Source organism: Catellatospora sichuanensis (genome assembly GCF_007483665.1).
GTDB lineage: Bacteria > Actinomycetota > Actinomycetes > Mycobacteriales > Micromonosporaceae > Catellatospora > Catellatospora sichuanensis.
In genome coordinates, this window is sequence record NZ_ML660183.1 from 95,554 (window position 1) to 111,922 (window position 16,369).

Genomic DNA, 16,369 nt, shown 5'->3' on the forward strand with positions numbered 1-16,369 from the left:
GCAGGTGCTATCGGCGCCGCAGCTCGTGTAGCCGACTTTCGGCTTCACGGACAAGCCAGTCATAACTGTGAATCTCTATGCGATGGTCGTAAGCCAGCTGCCGCAACCGCTGGGCATCATAGTCATCCCGGTCACCGTCGCGGCCGATAATGACCAGGCCGTTTACCTTGTCGTCGATATCGGGCAGGCCGAGACCGTTGCGCGAAGCCGGGCGGTTGGCGTAGTCGCGGTTCTCGGCAAGCCATCGCCGCCAGTCGCGGATCTGGCGGATCCCTTCGTCGAGCTGTTCACTGTTTCGGCCCTTCTTGGTGAAGAGCCTTGGAACCACAGGACTCTGCAACTCGACAACTGTCCATTGGAAGCCGGAGCTGTCGCGTGCGCCGATGATGAAGTCGCTGCGAAACTGAGAACCGAGCTGCTTTTGCGGCAACACCCAGCGGCCGTGGCCCCCTCGCAGGTCCTGAACCAGCAGGATCGGATGCTTCTCCAGATGGGCCTGGAGCGGCCTTTCCGAAGTCGCCGCTGACAGAACGGCCCGGAAGTCATCGATGTCGCTCTGCGAGATCTCTAGCCACCAGACGTGGTTGCCGGGGTGTGGGTCGCCATCGGCGAGGGTTCCGCTAGCCAGCGTGAACACCGATGCCGCGCCGAGTGTGACGGGACCGGCGTCGCCGGTGTTTGCGGGAGCGTACACCACAGCTGCGCGGCCGGACCGGATAGGAAACGGCTCGCAGTTGCGATCCCACTCGTCCGCAAGCGCAAAGAGATTAGCATAGGGGAGGTCGAACGGGAGATAGAAGAAACCCGGCTGGGTCGATGCCCAACTGGGGCGGGCCTCGGCTGACAAGTGCACGCGGATGCGGACGGAGGCGTCGCCGTACTGGGCGACACTGAATGCCAGGTTCGGCTCCGTGAAGTTGAGAAGGAAGTCCGAGTTCCCATGCAGCAGCAGGCCGAACGCGGACTCGTAGCCCTCGGCAAGCGGCGCAACACGCCGCCGGGCGACTTCGCGCAGCCAGCTTGAGAGGATGGGCGTCTCGTAGGCCAACAGGCAAGGGTCAGCAAATCGCCAATGACTACCGTCCGCAGTGCTTACCTCTCCGGTGATGTTGAGCCAATCGGCGTCATATGACGCGGTTGCGGGATCGGCGAGTGGATATTGGTAGGCCGACGGCCGCAGATCGACCATCGCACCATTTGGTGAGGACAACCGCATCGGCACAGCATGACAGCAGGATGTGCACGAGCGACGATGTGGGCGGCAAAGGGATGGGCGGCAGCCTCACCACGTGAACCAGCCGAGGGCGGCCCGACAGTGGAACCCCTGAGTCCACCACGGCTGAGGAATGGCGCAGCCTTGGAGTAGGCGCACTCCACCAGTCAAGCAGCCGCAAGCCCGCGAAAATCGTTAGTGACGAGGCCGTACGCTCGTCCTATGGCCACACTCTTCGACCACGCTTTCGCGCGGCTGGACCATGCCGAAGCGCGGCACGAGGAGTTCGGTTCGGCCTGGGCTGCCTACATCAGCCGCCACCCTTGGGGCGCTGAGCTGCGCGTGGTGTCGGACCAGCTGTTCGAGATCATCGTGCGGTGCCACGAGCCGGCACCCGCTTCCATGTCGCTGGCGTTCAGCGACTGGCTGGCCGCGCTACGCGCGGCACTGGACAATGGCCTCTACGCCTGGGCCGCAGCCGTGACCGGGCAGGATCCGCCACCGGACGCCGCTAAGCTGCAGTTTCCCATCGCCACCACGCCCACGGAGTTCAGGCAGCAGGCCAGGCGGCTTGCGAGCCTGCCTGGCGACATCGTGAGCAACCTGGAGAAGGCGCAGCCCTACCAGTCTCGCTACGGTCCAGAAAGCAACCTCCTGTACTGGCTGCACGAGCTGGCCCGGGTCGACCGGCACCGGCGGTTGCACCTGGGCCTCGGCCAGGTAGCCGAGCACCATGTCCAGGTCGGGGTGCCTGCTGGTGTCGACGTGAGGTTCGACGAGGACGTCGAGCCGTACGCGCCGATCGATGCAGAGCTGGTCATCGCTCGCTTCACTACCAGTGAGGCCGTGGATCCGGCGGACATCGAGTTCAACCCGGCCATCGGCATCGATCCAGAGATCAAGGTGTGGGCACCGTTCCGGCTCGGCGGCCAGCGGCAGTCGCTCAAGATTCGCATGGGCATGACCCAGCTGTTTGTCCGCAACCATCTGGAGAACATGGCTATGTTCTCGGGCACGATGCCACCTGGCGGCTTTCGTACGTTCGGCCTGGAGCAGGCGGCGCCGTAGGGCGGCGGTGCCGCCCGCCAACGAGGTGTTCCAGGGCGGCCAGAGCGAGGTCCGGGCCGAGGCCGGGGCCGGGGCCTGGCGGAGCCTAAAAGAGGGCGGGCCGTTCCACGGCGGCGAGGTCGATTCCTATCGCCGCTGGCGGCGGGGGACGGTGCGGTTCGCGGCTGCGGGCTGCGGGCTGCGGGCTGCGGCCGGACTGTGGTACAGCGCGTCGTGGCCCAGTATCTCGATCTTGCGACGGGTATTGGCGGTGTCGGTGCGGCTGCGGTTGGGATAGTAGGTCTCCCACGCGGCGGCAGGCGGGGTGTTGAGGTAGTCGGCGAACGGACAGCCGTCCAGGTGCGGGCACTTCTCCAGGTGGGTATTGCAGTTGGCGTACAGCAGTCCGCGTTCACCATCGCGATGTGCCTACAGATCCTCGGGTACGGCCTGGCGCTGGCGGTCATCCCCGCGGTGACACGGGTCATGGGCGGACGCGCGACTGGCACGTCACGCTGATAGAGTGCGGCACTCGCTGGCGGTACGCGACCTGGTTCGCATATAGGTACTCCGCCAGTTAAAGATTAACTATTGGACCTGATGCAACCACGACGAGGCCAGGGCCCTGTTCGGCGCCGCCGATCAGTCATCACCCAGTTCTGATGGGGCATCGCGGGCACCGAGTGCCTCCAATAGAAGATCCGTAGCTGACAACGGACCATTCTCGACGCGCTCGAATGAATAGACAAAGGTCGAAGCTTGCTTTGGGTCGATCTCCAGACGATATCGGCAGGTCAAGGGCACCTCACCCGACACATCCTGCCGCGTGCTGTGGATGACCTGCGGTGGCCAACCGCTCTCGTCGAGGGCGACCGAGACCCACTCCCCGATCGGGGGCCGCCGACCAACCCGACTTTGACAATTTGAACACTCATACGGTTTATATCGGACATGAGGCTGCCCGGGGAAGATGCCTCGCCGACGGGACGAGGTGGTATCCCCGTGGCTGGGGCGTCCCCCCGCGAGCATACGGCCAGGTTTGAATACAGGCACTTCGCCAGTTCAAGTTGATTGGACAATGGGCTCAGTGGCGGCCCAGACCTCGGGCGAGTGCCTCGGCCGCCTTAACCAACCGGAGATACATTCCTTTGGAATCGATGTTGGATGGGTAGGAGCCGGTCTGCCCTTTCAGCACGTCGAGATTAAGCCCATAGGAATCGGCGAACTTCGTTCCCCGATCGTTTTCGTAGTCGAAGCGGATCACGAAGTCGGTGGGGGTCGGCTCACCGTTGATGATGCCTCCGTTCCCGTCTGGGACGCCCACCGAGTAGACGTTGATGAGTTCAGCACCGGGGGCAATCGTGGGAATCGACTTCGAGTAGCGGCGATAGAGGAACGGGGTGACCTTCCCGGTCGCTGCGCTGCCCTGAAGATCAGGTATCGGTGGCTCGAACGTGACGCGTACGTTCCTTGCCGCAGTCGGCCCGACGTTGCGTAGGCGGATTCAACTGGTCGTCGCAACACCTTGATTCTGGAGGTGTTGATGGGTCGCCCGGCGGGGTGGATGAAGGCGTTGACGGGCAGGGCCGCGATGAAGTCGCCCGGGGCGCCGTCGCATCGGCGGGACGTGGAGCGGGCGTTCTGGCGTGAGATCGCGACGGGGTGCACGAGCGAGGCCGCTGCCGTGGCGGTGGGTGTGTCTCCGGTCGCCGGAACGCGGTGGTTCCGGGATCGTGGCGGCATGCCGACGTTCATGCGCGCCCGGGTGAAGGGCCGGTATCTGTCGTTCGAGGAACGTGAGGAGATCGCGCTGCTGAGGGTGCAGGGGCGCGGGGTGCGGGAGATCGCCCGGGCTGTGGGGCGGGATCCGTCGACGGTCTCGCGTGAGCTGCGCCGCAACGCGGCCACGCGTGCCGGGAGGCTGGACTACCGGGCCAGTGTCGCGCAGTGGAAGGCCGAGCTGGTAGCGCGGCGCCCGAAGGTCGCCAAGCTCGTCACCAACCAGCGGCTTCGCCAGTACGTGCAGGACAAGCTGTCGGGTGTTGTCCGCGACGCGGACGGTAATCCGGTCGCGGGACCTGACCAGCCGCGGTGGCAGGGACGGAACAAGCCCCATCGCGGCGACCGGGCCTGGGTCCTGGCCTGGAGTCCGGAGCAGATATCCAGGCACCTGGCGCTCGACTTCCCCTATGACGCGTCGATGCGCATCAGTCACGAGGCGATCTACCAGGCGCTCTATGTCGAGTCTCGCGGCGCGTTGCCGCGTGAACTGGTCTTGCACCTGCGCACCGGCCGTGCGCTGCGGGTGCCGCGCGCGCGATCGAAACGGCAGACGTGGGCCCACGTCACGCCCGGGACCCTGCTCAGCGAACGCCCCGCAGACGTCGCCGACCGCGCTGTCCCGGGCCACTGGGAAGGCGACCTCATCATCGGGCTGCAGCGCTCCGCGATCGGCACCCTGGTCGAACGCACCACCCGGTTCACGGTCCTCGTCCACCTGCCCCGCGAGGACGGGTACGGGACGATCGCCCGCACGAAGAACGGACCCGCCCTCGCCGGCTACGGCGCCGCGACGATGACCAACGCCCTGGTCAAGACGATCGGGGCAATCCCCGGGCAGCTGCGCCGTTCAATCACCTGGGACAGAGGCAAGGAGATGTCCGACCACGTCCGGTTCACCACCGCCACCGGCACGGCGGTCTTCTTCGCCGATCCGAAGAGTCCCTGGCAGCGCGGCACGAACGAAAACACCAACGGCCTGCTCCGCCAGTACTTCCCCAAAGGCACCGACCTATCCCGCTGGGACGCCGACGACCTCGCCGCGATAGCCCACACCCTCAACACCCGGCCACGCAAGACACTCGGCTGGCGCACCCCCACCGAAGCCTTCCAAGAACAGCTAAACTCCCTGCAACAACCCGGTGTTGCGTCGACCGGTTGAATCCGCCGTATCACCAACTCCGCGATGTTGGTGGAGAGCACCTCTGGTCTGAGATCAGCGCAAAGCACGGGCCTCGTCCGATCCGCGCTGTCCCTGCGGAGCGCCACCAGCGTGACGATGGCGACGAGGCCCGTGCCGACGGTGGCAACGGCGGCAACGCCGCTCCAGAACGCCGCGTACTGGTCAGGCGTATAGCTCAGAATGTGGCACCTCTCAGGTTGTGGCGCTCGTCAGTTAGTACAGGGACTGCACGGCGGTGCGGTAGCCGCCGAATTTGGCGGCGATCTCATGCATCCCCGCTGGGGTGTACTGGCTCCTCGTCGGACATAGGACCCCGGCTTGAGTGGATTGAGCGCATGCTCAGTACGGGGAGGCGGCTGCATTGTTGCCGCCGAACTTGGCGACGATCTCGTGCATTCTCGCCGGTGGCGTACTGGCCCCTCGCCGGACATAGAACTCGGGCTTGAGCGGGTTGAGGGCGTACCACCTGCCGCCGGCACGGACTGCAAGCACGAGGACCGTCTTGCCGTCCTGTTCCGCAGGCCGAAGGTGGTAGGGAGGTTCCGGCTCGATGTTGTCGCGGATCATGTTGCCCACCGCCAGCATCAGGCCGTCGAGATCTGTGGCGTTGACGCCCACGACATTGCTGTCGTCGTCAACGCCGAAGAGCAGTGTGCCGCCTTCTCCGGAGGCGAACGCGGCGACAGTCTTGAGCACGGTCTTCTTTGAGTCCTTGGCCGAAGGCACTTCCTGCTTGAACTCGACATGCTGGCCCTCGCCTCCAGCCAGGAGCAGGCTCAACTCAGCCCCCGGCTGGTGCCAGATCACGGACTCGTCAGACTCGCTGCTCACCCCGGGGCGGTGAAAGTATCTGTAGTCCAGCCAGTCATCGCCTTGTCGAAGGACCAGGAGCGAGCTTTCGGCCAAGCCGTGGGGCAGCCGCAGGCGTAGTCGGCCCGTACGTCCGACAGGCCGGATGTCTCTACTGGTCGGTGTGCTCAGCTCGGCGGTGACGCCTTCGCCGGCAGTGCCCTTGACCTCAATGGTCATCGCGTCCGCGGCGATAGTGACCCGATGCAGCCACGCCCGCCAGTCGAGTCGCGTTACTCGCCAATGTGGCTGGTGGCTGGCCTGATTGCTCGGCGGCGCACTGTAGAAGAACGAGCAGAATGCCGCCTCATAGCTGACGAACGTTGGACCGTCGCCGACCATTAGTCCGCCTTGACGGGAAAATCCCGAGTTCGATCTGCTGATCTCCCACTGAGTTCGCGGCCAGGGCATTCGAGCCGGGTGCCGGTCAGCCTGGCCTGCAAAACGTTGGAAAGTCCCCGTCGTCGATGCGGCTTCAGCGGTCACCTTGAGGTCGTCGATCTGCTGCGGCTCGGCACGCAGTAGACCAGCCACCATCTCACCAGTCAGGGCGCGTTCGAGGAACAATTCCTCGGCGTATCGCCACATGCGGCTCTTCGGCTCCGCTGCCTCGGACATGGTCACTTCGCCATGGAGGACCTGCCACGCGTCATCCACCCGGACAAGGGCCAGACGGACCTGGACGATGGCGCACGCCTCGATCATGGCGACAAGTTCTGAGGTTTGGACTTGTCCGCTATCCACCCTGTAACCCCAATCACCCGCTCCGACCGCCGTCACAATACGCACACGGAGCCTACGACGCGACCACCTTAACGACGTGGCGCGAGCCCTCTCCGCGACCGATAGCCGAGCCCATCGTCATGGCTGATGTCGGACGAGTTTATGCAGGTCTCGACGATCATGGGCATCGGCGGTCGTACGGGGAATATGGCGTGTTAGGTATACAGGAACTCCGTCAGTTAAGGCTTATTATAATTATCTGTAGGTTTGCATTACGATGTCGGTTTCTCAGAACTTGTCGGTACGGATGTCGGTTCCGACAGAGTTCTGTGAAACCGCTCGGCGTGGCGGCGGCGGCCTGATCGCAGCTTGAATCGCGCTATTTCAACCCGATCCGGGTCCCGGTCGCCCTTGATCTGCGGGTTCTTGCCGTCGTCGCCGGTTCCGGAGCCGCCCTTGCCGTCTCCACCGTCGCCGCCGCTGTCACCTCCGCCGCCACCATCGGTGCCGCCGGAGTCGTTCGGTGCATCGCGTCGCGCCGGGCCGCGGCCGGACAGGCCGAGCACGGTCAGGAGCATGCGGGAGTTGCGGTGCTTCACGATTTGCCTCCTTGAGACAGCTCGGTGGGACATCCGACCCGGCCCTGCCGGCGGAAGCGTGATGTGTCGCCTGGGCGACTGACCAGGGTCGAGCAAGGGACATACGGTGCGGCGATGAAGCTCAGCACTGCCGTGTTCGGCGGACTGGTCGTATGCGCCTTCGGCGCGTTCATCGCCGGAGCGATTAGGGGCGACAACTCCGTACTGGAGCGCGAGCCGACTCCTAATGCCACCGCTGCTCGGGCCCTGAACCCGGGGACCAACAGCGACTCGTTCGTGACGGCGCTGTATATCTACGACACGCTGTTTGCCGGCAACAGCGACGCGGAACTGAAGAGGCTTGGCCAGGAGACCTGCGAGGACATACGGAGCGGCTTCTACACCGAGGAGCAGCTATCGGATAGGGCCGCACAGCGATTCAGCACGGTCAACTTCCGGGCCACGGGCAACAGACACGGCAGGACCGTGGTGGCGGCGGCTCGCAAGTACTTAGGGTGCTGACGTCACCATCAGGTGGCCGTTGGACCAGCCCTCGTCGGTGAGCAACTGCCACAGCCGCGGATCAGGCAGGCGGACATGGCACCGTAGCCGGATCGGTGTCACGAAGCCATTGGGAGTAACCCGTGACCAAGCTGTTGCTGGCGGTCGCCATCATGGCGATCCTGGTCGACTTCCTTACCGCCAACCGGATGTACCTACTTCTGCCGTTTCTCCTGGGACGCAGGGCCGATGAGGTGGGCGATACGCTGCGCCAGGTGGCCGCCTTCGAGCGCAAAGCCCCCCGCAACCACGGAGCAGGGGTGACCCCGCTGATCCGGCGTTTGGTCGAAGCGATGCGCGGCCGGTAGGCCGTTGGACCGGTGCGCTACCTGCCCGCCCCGGCACCAACCTTCAGGTGGTCGGGCAGGTCCGCCTCCCACTCTCGGCGTTTGCGTCGTCCGAGTCCAGTCGTGGGTGGCACCCCGGCAGCGCGGGAAAGCTCCGCGCCGCTGGGGATGCGGCCCCTGCCCGTCTCAACCTCCCAGAACCGGCGCATGGCCGCGACGGCAGACACATCAGCGTCATCGTCGTCGCGCCGCTCGTCGTCCTCAACACCATCGGCATCGTCTTCGCCGTAAGGCGGTTCGTCGTCGTCGGGTGGACGTGTGTCCGTCCACGACGGATCAGGCTGGCCATTTGGCCGGTCGTCTCCGTGCTGATGGGTGTCGTGTTCGGCTGCAGCCGCGAGCGTGTCCCGGTCCGCAGCGAGGGGACTGTCGCTGTCGGTGACCTGCTGGGTGCGGGTTGTGGCGGCGTGCCCGTCAAGCGGCCGGGCGGTGAACTCGGTCAGCGGGTCGGTCACGGCTGGCAGTTGGCCGATGCGGTTGGCATGGGCGTCGGGTGCACCGACCAATCCGGGCGTCGCCGGGGTCGTTCGCCAGGCGTTCAGATGTGCGACGGCTTCAGGGGTGGTGGCTTCAACGAAGCCGTAGAGGGTGGCCATATACATCTGGATGGCCTCGCGTTCGGTGGTCGCGTCGGGAAAGTCGGCCAGGCCGGTGTGCTCGGCGGCGGCCATCGCCAGGCGGATCACCCTGCCGTGGGCGCGGCGTAGCTGCCGTGCGGAGGGCTTCTTGCGGCTCTGCAGCAGGTACAGGTTGAGGCGGGCTCGGCCGAGGCGGGCACGCCGGCGGGCGCGGTCGACCTCGGTCACGTTTCGGCCCTTGGCTTCGGCCAGGTGCAGCCAGACGAAGACCCGCTCCAGGGTCACCGTCCAGTTGATGTGTTTGACGGTGCTGCCCAGCCGGACGCTGCGCTCGGCGGCCAGGGCGCGTTCCCACATGTAGGCCGCGACGAGTGGCGCGGCCAGGCGCAGCGCCACCTCCCGGAAGGAGTCGGCATCCAGCGCTGACAGGCTCGCGGTCAGCGCGGCGAAGAACCACACCGCGGCGCCGTCGACGCCGGTGCCTGCCTTCGGGTCGCGCAGCAGTCGCGCCCGTGCCAGTAGCGCGCTGGCGAACAGGGCGACCTCGATGAACCAGAAGAATGCGTACCGCAGCGGGGACTGGCCGAGGATGTCGGTGAAGAACTTCCACATACCCGATGCGGACACCATCGTGGCCAGCGCGGCGGCGATTACGGTCAGGATGTTGGCTACGAGCAGCGTCGCCCGGTGGCTGGTCATCTTGCGCATCCGGTTGGCGATCAGCAGCAGCAGCCCGACCAGGGTCAATGCAGCGAGGCTGAACACGACGGTCTGGTTGTCCTGGTAGAGCGTGGTGAGGTCGTCGAAGGTCACGACCGGATTCCTCCCGTTGGTTGGTGCGTGGTGCTGGTCACGGCCACAGCGCCACGAGCGCTGCGGCACCGATCAGGAACGGGCCGAGTGGCAGGTGCGCCCCGGTGGCCAGGCGGCCGGTGCGCCGCAGGGTGACGGCGGTGAGCATCGCCCGCGCGCCGGGGCGATTCGGGGTGGTGGCGGTGGTCATTTTTTGTCCAGGCTGGTGCGCAGCTTCGTCGCGAGGGTGATCGTGTCTTCCTGCGGTTCGGCGTCGAGGTCGGCCAGGGCCTTGGTCAGGGCGCGTAGGAGGGTTCGGATGCCGTCGGCGTCGCCGAGTCCGTGGCGGGCGCGCATCGCCTTGACGTATAGGGCCTCGTTGTAGCGGTCCAGGCCGATGGCTTTGTCGAGCAGGTCGGATGCTTCCTGCGGGTGATGGTCGGCGAGCAGGTCTTCGGCCAGCAGCAGGTGCGCCTCGGTGCCCCAGCGGCGCACGGTCTCACGATGGGGTGGCAGCCATTCGTAGTCCTGCCCCTCCGCGAGGGGCGCGGTGTAGAGGCCGCAGGCCGCGGTCAGCAGCTCCCGTCGTGCCGGGCTGGAGGCGATGACCGCATTGCGCATCAGGTCGCGCAGCGTCCACACGTCGACATCGACGGTGGCTGGGTCGAGCCTGTAGCGCCCGGCGGACTTGATGAGGTAGGCGTTCTTCGCTTCCGATGTGCCGGCCCGGCCGAGCACGTGCCGCAGGTTGGAGGCATTGGTGTGCACGCGCTGGTCGGCCTGGGCCAGGCGAGCGTCGGGTTCGAGGTATTCGCCGATCTCGCGGGTGGCGGCCCCGTCCGGGTGCGCGGCCAGGTAGACCGCCATCTCTAGGGCTTTGGCGCGCAGCGGCCGGCCTTCGGCGGTGATGTCCTCGATACGCGGTTGTCCGATCACCCGCAGCTTGGCACGCGCCGACGCGGCGGCGGGCACAGCAGCGGGCACGGGGTTGGGCGTGCGGGCGACGGGCGTGGCTGTGCCAGTCTCGGCCGGGTCTGGTTCGGGCGGGGCGGTGCGGCTGACGTGCAACGGCACGATGGTGACCGGCACGGCCGGGACCGCGATGGCGGGCGGCTCACCGGTCTGGGCCTCGCGCAACGTGGTGAGGATCTGGATCGCGGTGGCCGGGTCCAGAACCGGCAGGCGAGGCGGGACCGGCTCGGCGGCCTGTCCGGCGACGAACTTGGTGTGCCCGTCCTGGGCGACCTCCACCGTCGCGCCATGGGCCCATTCGCCGAGCAGCAGCGCCGACACGTGCAGGCGGCCGCCGAGGGCGAGGGAAACCTTGGCGCGCATGCGGGCACCCGCGGGCGGGGTCTCGGTGATGAACATGACCGGCGGCAGCACTTCTTCGTCAGGTGCCTGCTGGCGCAGCTCGTCGAGGTCGGTCAGCGCGTGCTCGTCGAGGATCCGGCTGCGGTGCAGCAGCCGGGACTCGACGGCGGTCAACGCGTCGTCGATGTTGTCCGCCACGTGCAGGCGCGGCCACGCCCCGAGGGTCACCACGTCCGGGCCGAGCAGCGTAGCGAGTGTCGCGGCGTCGATGACGACCTCGCCGCGTGAGTCGCGGTGGTGCGGGCCGCCAGAGGCCAGCACGGCGACGAGCGCGGCACGGGCTGCGGCATGCGCGCCGTCGCCGGTGATGCCGGTCCCGCCGGGCGGCAGCGGCGCGAGGTCGGGCACCAGCGCGGGCGGCTCGGTGTCCTCGGTGTCGGGTCGGGACAGTTCGGGGTTGCGGACGACCGCGCGGCGCAGCTTGACCACCGGCGGCGGCAGCTCGGTCGGCGGGTCGTCGTCGAGCTGGTTGGTGTAGCGGCGGCGGCGCTGCATCCACACCAGCATGGCGGCGGCGCTGATCGCGATGGCCAGGCCCCACGGCAGCCAGTTCGCTTCGAGCTGGACGCCATACTCGTCGGTGGTGACGCCGGGGGTTTGGCTGTCGCTGGGGGCCGGCGACGCCGAGGGCGACTCGGACACAGCCGGGGCCGAGGACGACAGCGGCGATGGAGACGACGGCGCCGAGGGTAGAGCCGAAGGCGACGCCGCGGCGGTGGAGGGCACCCCTGACGGCACGACGGCCGGGTCTTCCGCAGTGGGGCTCGCGGTGACGTTAGGGCTCGGCGTCACGGCCGGGCTGCTCGGCGCGGCGGGCGAGGGCGTGACGACGACCGGCGGCTTCTTCACCGGCGGGTTGGCCGGGGCGGCTCCGGCAGGCGGGCGGGCATCGGCGGGCAGCCGCAGGTCCCAGCCCGGATAGATCAGGTCGCAGTCGCGCAGCGTCCCGCCGACACGCGGGAAATGCCGGTGCTTGTTCAGGCTGCAAATCTCCGGCCAGCGGTCCGCGTCGCCGAGCCACGCTTTGGCGATCTTAGATAGGTAGTCGCCGCGTTTGACGACATACACATACTTCTGATTCCCGACGTGGATGATGGCGGGGCCTTCGGCCTCGCCCGCCAACATCGACACGGGTTCTGCGACTGCGACCAGCGCGGCAGGTGCGGACGGTGGGTTCACCGCGACGGCGACCGTCGCCTGAGGTGGTGCGCTGGCACGGGCTGCGGTACTGGTGAGGGCGATGACGATAGCGCTGACGAGTCCGGCCACCACAGTCTGCACCGGCGTTGCGAGCCGGAGGCGAGGCAGGTCAACGCGGGCGACGCGAGCGACGATCTCAGCCGCGAGAGCGGCAAGGATCAGTGCCCAGATCAGCCAACCCGCGCAGGCCATGGCTTTGACGAGGAACTCCGTGGTCAACGGTTGCCGTCCCCAGTCCAGCCACTGTTCGCTGGTGGGCCACTGTCGCGGTAGTGGCCATCCGATGAACTCAACCAGCGCCAGAGGTAACCCCACGAGCAGCAGAAGCAGACCGACGAGTGAGCCGATCCCGCTCACAAGCTGCCGGAGCATGGCGGCGGGGCCACGATGTCGCTGTCTGGTGCCGGTACTCATTGGCTGTCCCCCCAGCTATGCGGTACGTGCCACGACATCGAGTGCCAGGAGCTCATCGCACTCATGCGCAGACATCGAGACTAATCGCATTCATCAAGTTGCAGCCAGTGATAAAAATGATCCTTATGGACTCCGCGACGCTTGCTGTGAACGTCGGCATGGAAGGGATTAGCGCGATCGTCGCTGTCTCCGGTCGTCGTATCCCAGTGCTGTTCGGCAACTCGACCACGCTTCCCCCTCAAGCATGGGTGCTCGACCACGGTGCAATCTCAGCAACGGCGGTCGAGGAAGGCACCATGGTCGACGTAGGACAACTGTTGGCCACTGCATCACCCGACCACAGCTCGCATGTCATCGAGGCGCTGTCAGCCCTGCTTGCGTTGGTCGGGGCTAGAGCGCGAGACACCGCCGCCGTCGGCCTCCTCGTGCTGGCTCTCCCCGAACAATGGGGTCCTCGCCGACGGACACTCGTCCGCCAGGCCGCCGAGCAGGCTGGACTACCGACGCCAATCGTCGTCGGCACCGCTGAGGCGACCGCTGCACATGCCGCGACGGCCACCCCCATCGAGGTCGGCTCGTCTTTGCTGGTGTGCGACTTCGGTGACCGGGCCAGCAGCGTCACTCTGCTGGCCCGAGTTGCCACCGGTTGGCAGGCGCTGGCCACCATCCCATCGCAGGCCATCGGTGCCGCAATCGACGAGGGCATCCTCGCTGGCCTCGACTTCGACGACAACCTGCGTGAGCAGGTCATCGGCGCCGGCACAACTGACGACCCGCAGGTCCGCGCGCAAGTACTCGCCGCCGTCCGCGCCACGACCGGCACAGGCTCCGTCAGCCGGGCAGCGATCCTGCTTCCTGAGCCTTACCCGCCAGCGGTGATCACTGGCATGCAGATCGAAGCCGCAACCACACCCGTACGTGGGATGGCCATCGAGACCGCCCGGCGGGCCATCGAGGCTGCCGACATAGAGCCCGACTCCATCGCGGGCGCGGTCGTCACCGGCACCGCCGCGGCCCGGCTCGGCATTTCCACCGGTCTCACACAGGAGTTGGGGTTGTCGCCCTTGCCGGTACCTTCACCGGAGTTGGCCGCCGCCAACGGCGCGCTAACGCTGCACGTTGACCAGGGACCGCCGGACACGCTCGGCCTACTAAGGGCTAGACAGATCGGCTTGCGCCACCTTGGCGCGGTTCTCACCCCGATGATCCTAGGCTCGGTGCTGCTGTTGCAGACCGTCACCGACGCACGCCGACTCCTGCCCTCGCTGCCGTTCGGCGGCAGCTATCACCCCAACGAACTCAACGCCTACCTGAGCATCAACGCCTACGCCCTGGCAGCATTGTGCGCTGCTCTTAGCCTTATCGCCGGGGGCCGAATCGGTGCCGCTGTGTGGACGCGCTACGACCACGAGAACGACACCCCCGGCCGTCACAGCCGTCGAGCCGGACGCACGCTCGCCGCAGCTGCCGCACTCGGCCTCGCCATGGCAGCCATGTTCGGGCTGCTCGGTGAAACCCTCTTCGGCACCAGCGACCCTACGAGCGGCATGTTCCTGCGCGCCACCGTACTGGCCGCACTCGCTCCGGCGCTCCTCAGCGTCGGGATCGGGTTTCTCGCGCCGTACTCCACCCGGATCCGCGACGTCTGGGCCGACCACCTGCACTACCCGGCTACTCCCGTGATCCTCGCCGTCATCGGCACGATGGCGACGCAAGCCGCAGCGGCCGGACTGCCGTGGCTGACAGTTGTCGACTACGCCTACGTCGACGTCTTCGGCGGCCGTATCGGAACCGGTCTGTTGGGCATCGCAGTGGCACTGACCCTCGCGCACAGCCGTCTCACTCGCCTTGGTCTCGCCGCGGTCCTTGGAGTTGGCGGAGCACTGGTCTACAGCATCAACAACGCGCGCCTGTTCACCTTCGCCTACCTGGCAGCAGTCGTGCTGTGGTGGACCGCACGCGCCATCCGCCTCGCCATCGCGGCTGCCCCACGCCCTGCGGTCTAATCCTCACACCTTCAAGACAGCCACTGCCCGCCGCGCTTGCGCTCGGCGGGCAGTTTCGCATCACCACCCGAAACATGGCAGCAATTGATCATGAAGACCATCGCCGCACCTCGCCGGGCCGAGACCCTCCATCCGCCTCGTGGTTACGAGAGCGACTGATGGCCTGCTTGGAAGCTTGGCGGTGGCTTGACGATCACAACAGATCGACCGACGATCGACCGTCCACTGGACGTTGATCTTGCCGTGAATGATCACCGTCGATTCAGCGGCCGACAGCCGCACATTGACCGCCGCCACGCATCACCCGCACCGACATCCAGCTACCCATGCCCTGCCCAGATGCGGCAGGCCGCATCGTTCGCGCGAAAGGAGGACCCGGGATGGCCACTCGATTCGCGACGCCATCCCATGGCGTCGCCTACCCCCTGGGGACGCATGGAAGACGTCAGACGCACCACCGCCAACAGCTCCGAGAACCAGCTATCGATTCAGCTTCCCGAACATGACCCGCTGATCAGCACACAAGCGGCCACCACGCTGCTCCGCCTGATCCGCAACGTCAACCGCAATCGCACCGAAGCCTCTGACCAGCAGGAGAATCCATGAGATTCGCGTTCTATGGCCGCGTTTCTACCGAAGACCACCAGGACCCGGAAGCCTCGCGCAACTGGCAGTTCACCCGTGCCCGTGGGCTCATCGAACCTGCGGGCCACGAGATCGTCACTGAGTACTTCGACATCGGCACGTCACGGTCACTGCCCTGGAAACGACGGCCGAGAGCCGCGCAGCTGCTGGCAGCGTTGCGCGACCCACGTCGCGGGTTCGAGGGCGTTGTGATCGGCGAGCCGCAGCGCGCGTTCTACGGCAACCAGTTCGGTCTGACGTTCCCGCTCTTCGAACACTTTGACGTCCAACTCTGGATTCCCGAGGTCGGGGGTGCCGTTGATCCTGGCAGCGATGCTCACGACCTCGTGATGGCGCTGTATGGCGGGATGAGCAAGGGCGAACGCAACAGAATCAAAATCCGCGTTCGCTCGGCAATGTCGGCGCAGGCCGCGATGGAGGGCCGCTTCCTCGGTGGACGTCCGCCCTACGGCTACCGCCTTGCCGATGCCGGACCACACCCGAACCCCGGCAAGGCTGCCGATGGCAAACGGCTCCATCGTCTGGAGCCCGATCCCTCGACCGGACCTGTGGTGCAGCGGATCTACCGGGAGTTCCTCGGTGGGGCCGGCATTTATGCCATCGCCGAGGGCCTGACGCGCGACGGCATCCTGTCACCGTCCGCCACCGACCCTCAGCGCAATCCGCACCGCAACGTGCAGGCTTGGGGAAAGTCAGCTGTTCGCGTCATCCTCACCAACCCGCGATACACCGGGCGGCAAGTATGGAACAAGCAGCGGAAGACCGAAGTGCTTCTCGACATTGAAGACGTGGCGATGGGGCACGAGACCAAGATGCGGTGGAACCCGCAACAGGATTGGATCTACTCTGCCGCTCCAGCCCACGACGGCTTGGTCGATGACGAAACCTTCCAGCAGGTTCAAACACGCATCTCCGCTGGCGCGCGACGGTCGGACGTCGAGCGCAAACCGCGGCGCAGCAAGCGCAACTACGCACTATCCGGCCTGCTGTACTGCGGGCTCTGCGAGCGGCGCATGGTCGGCAGCTTCAACAACGGCCGCAACCACTACCGCTGCACCTACGCAGCCGAGTACGCCGACT

14 protein-coding genes and 1 pseudogene are annotated in these 16,369 nt (G+C 66.5%); 8 read left to right on the top strand and 7 right to left on the bottom strand.

The window, feature by feature from the left end; genetic code table 11:
- Window positions 1–7: 7 nt before the first annotated feature.
- Window positions 8–1,216: a WapI family immunity protein gene (locus tag FLL47_RS00370; protein ID WP_144118367.1), complete on the bottom strand. Its 1,209-nt coding sequence runs from the start codon at window positions 1,214–1,216 to the stop codon at window positions 8–10.
- A gap of 219 nt (window positions 1,217–1,435) precedes the next feature.
- Between FLL47_RS00370 and FLL47_RS00375 the strand changes: the two genes are divergently transcribed.
- Window positions 1,436–2,281 carry a hypothetical protein gene (locus FLL47_RS00375; RefSeq protein WP_144118368.1) on the top strand — a complete coding sequence of 282 codons (846 nt, stop codon included), beginning with the start codon at window positions 1,436–1,438 and terminating at the stop codon, window positions 2,279–2,281.
- A 357-nt stretch (window positions 2,282–2,638) separates the two neighbouring features.
- Window positions 2,639–2,779 carry a hypothetical protein gene (locus tag FLL47_RS42620; RefSeq protein ID WP_186315493.1) on the top strand — a complete coding sequence of 47 codons (141 nt, stop codon included), beginning with the start codon at window positions 2,639–2,641 and terminating at the stop codon, window positions 2,777–2,779.
- A 565-nt stretch (window positions 2,780–3,344) separates the two neighbouring features.
- Here FLL47_RS42620 and FLL47_RS00380 read toward each other — a convergent pair.
- Window positions 3,345–3,584, bottom strand: a complete 240-nt coding sequence (locus FLL47_RS00380) for a hypothetical protein (RefSeq protein ID WP_144118369.1) — start codon at window positions 3,582–3,584, stop codon at window positions 3,345–3,347.
- Window positions 3,585–3,824: 240 nt separating this feature from the next.
- On the opposite strand from FLL47_RS00380, the gene FLL47_RS00385 reads away from it, so the two are divergent.
- Window positions 3,825–5,201 carry an IS30 family transposase gene (locus FLL47_RS00385; protein ID WP_186315519.1) on the top strand — a complete coding sequence of 459 codons (1,377 nt, stop codon included), beginning with the start codon at window positions 3,825–3,827 and terminating at the stop codon, window positions 5,199–5,201.
- 360 nt (window positions 5,202–5,561) lie between these two features.
- Here the strand turns inward: FLL47_RS00385 and FLL47_RS00390 are convergent, their stop codons facing one another.
- Together FLL47_RS00390 and FLL47_RS00395 are read right to left on the bottom strand one after the other, a co-directional pair.
- Window positions 5,562–6,776 (bottom strand): AlbA family DNA-binding domain-containing protein, encoded by a 1,215-nt coding sequence (locus FLL47_RS00390; protein ID WP_144118370.1) that lies wholly within the window; start codon window positions 6,774–6,776, stop codon window positions 5,562–5,564.
- A 290-nt stretch (window positions 6,777–7,066) separates the two neighbouring features.
- Window positions 7,067–7,393: a hypothetical protein gene (locus FLL47_RS00395; RefSeq protein ID WP_144118371.1), complete on the bottom strand. Its 327-nt coding sequence runs from the start codon at window positions 7,391–7,393 to the stop codon at window positions 7,067–7,069.
- Window positions 7,394–7,507: 114 nt separating this feature from the next.
- On the opposite strand from FLL47_RS00395, the gene FLL47_RS00400 reads away from it, so the two are divergent.
- Window positions 7,508–7,894, top strand: coding sequence for a hypothetical protein (locus tag FLL47_RS00400; protein ID WP_144118372.1), 387 nt, complete (start codon window positions 7,508–7,510; stop codon window positions 7,892–7,894).
- Between the two features lie 122 nt (window positions 7,895–8,016).
- Window positions 8,017–8,241 (top strand): hypothetical protein, encoded by a 225-nt coding sequence (locus FLL47_RS00405; RefSeq protein ID WP_144118373.1) that lies wholly within the window; start codon window positions 8,017–8,019, stop codon window positions 8,239–8,241.
- Between the two features lie 17 nt (window positions 8,242–8,258).
- On the opposite strand, the gene FLL47_RS00410 is transcribed toward FLL47_RS00405, so the two are convergent.
- From FLL47_RS00410 to FLL47_RS00415, 3 genes are read right to left on the bottom strand one after another with little or no spacing between them, the layout of a single operon-like run.
- A complete protein-coding gene (locus FLL47_RS00410; RefSeq protein ID WP_144118374.1) occupies window positions 8,259–9,671 on the bottom strand; it encodes a hypothetical protein in 1,413 nt (470 codons plus the stop codon).
- Window positions 9,672–9,708: 37 nt separating this feature from the next.
- The gene (locus FLL47_RS42625; RefSeq protein WP_186315494.1) at window positions 9,709–9,861 is read right to left on the bottom strand and encodes a hypothetical protein; all 153 of its coding nucleotides are present in this window, start codon (window positions 9,859–9,861) and stop codon (window positions 9,709–9,711) included.
- Complete coding sequence (locus tag FLL47_RS00415) at window positions 9,858–12,443, bottom strand: BTAD domain-containing putative transcriptional regulator (RefSeq protein ID WP_246157406.1); 2,586 nt, start codon at window positions 12,441–12,443, stop codon at window positions 9,858–9,860. Before FLL47_RS00415 ends, FLL47_RS42625 begins: the two co-directional genes overlap by 4 nt.
- A gap of 320 nt (window positions 12,444–12,763) precedes the next feature.
- Between FLL47_RS00415 and FLL47_RS00420 the strand changes: the two genes are divergently transcribed.
- From FLL47_RS00420 to FLL47_RS00425, 3 genes and pseudogenes are all read left to right on the top strand, one after another.
- A complete protein-coding gene (locus FLL47_RS00420; protein ID WP_144118376.1) occupies window positions 12,764–14,644 on the top strand; it encodes an acetate and sugar kinases/Hsc70/actin family protein in 1,881 nt (626 codons plus the stop codon).
- Between the two features lie 435 nt (window positions 14,645–15,079).
- Window positions 15,080–15,250: a hypothetical protein gene (locus tag FLL47_RS42630; protein ID WP_186315495.1), complete on the top strand. Its 171-nt coding sequence runs from the start codon at window positions 15,080–15,082 to the stop codon at window positions 15,248–15,250.
- A pseudogene (locus FLL47_RS00425) lies at window positions 15,247–16,365 on the top strand (recombinase family protein); the annotation flags it as partial. The gene FLL47_RS42630 and the pseudogene FLL47_RS00425, both read left to right, overlap by 4 nt.
- Window positions 16,366–16,369 lie beyond the last annotated feature (4 nt).

Excerpts from the sequence above, each read along its gene's own strand:
- FLL47_RS00370 (WP_144118367.1), bottom strand. The coding sequence starts at position 1,216 with ATGCGGTTGTCCTCACCAAATGGTGCGATGGTCGATCTGCGGCCGTCG.
- FLL47_RS00375 (WP_144118368.1), top strand. The coding sequence starts at position 1,436 with ATGGCCACACTCTTCGACCACGCTTTCGCGCGGCTGGACCATGCCGAA.
- FLL47_RS00385 (WP_186315519.1), top strand. The coding sequence starts at position 3,825 with ATGAAGGCGTTGACGGGCAGGGCCGCGATGAAGTCGCCCGGGGCGCCG.
- FLL47_RS00390 (WP_144118370.1), bottom strand. The coding sequence starts at position 6,776 with ATGATCGAGGCGTGCGCCATCGTCCAGGTCCGTCTGGCCCTTGTCCGG.
- FLL47_RS00400 (WP_144118372.1), top strand. The coding sequence starts at position 7,508 with ATGAAGCTCAGCACTGCCGTGTTCGGCGGACTGGTCGTATGCGCCTTC.
- FLL47_RS42625 (WP_186315494.1), bottom strand. The coding sequence starts at position 9,861 with ATGACCACCGCCACCACCCCGAATCGCCCCGGCGCGCGGGCGATGCTC.
- FLL47_RS00420 (WP_144118376.1), top strand. The coding sequence starts at position 12,764 with ATGGACTCCGCGACGCTTGCTGTGAACGTCGGCATGGAAGGGATTAGC.
- FLL47_RS42630 (WP_186315495.1), top strand. The coding sequence starts at position 15,080 with ATGGAAGACGTCAGACGCACCACCGCCAACAGCTCCGAGAACCAGCTA.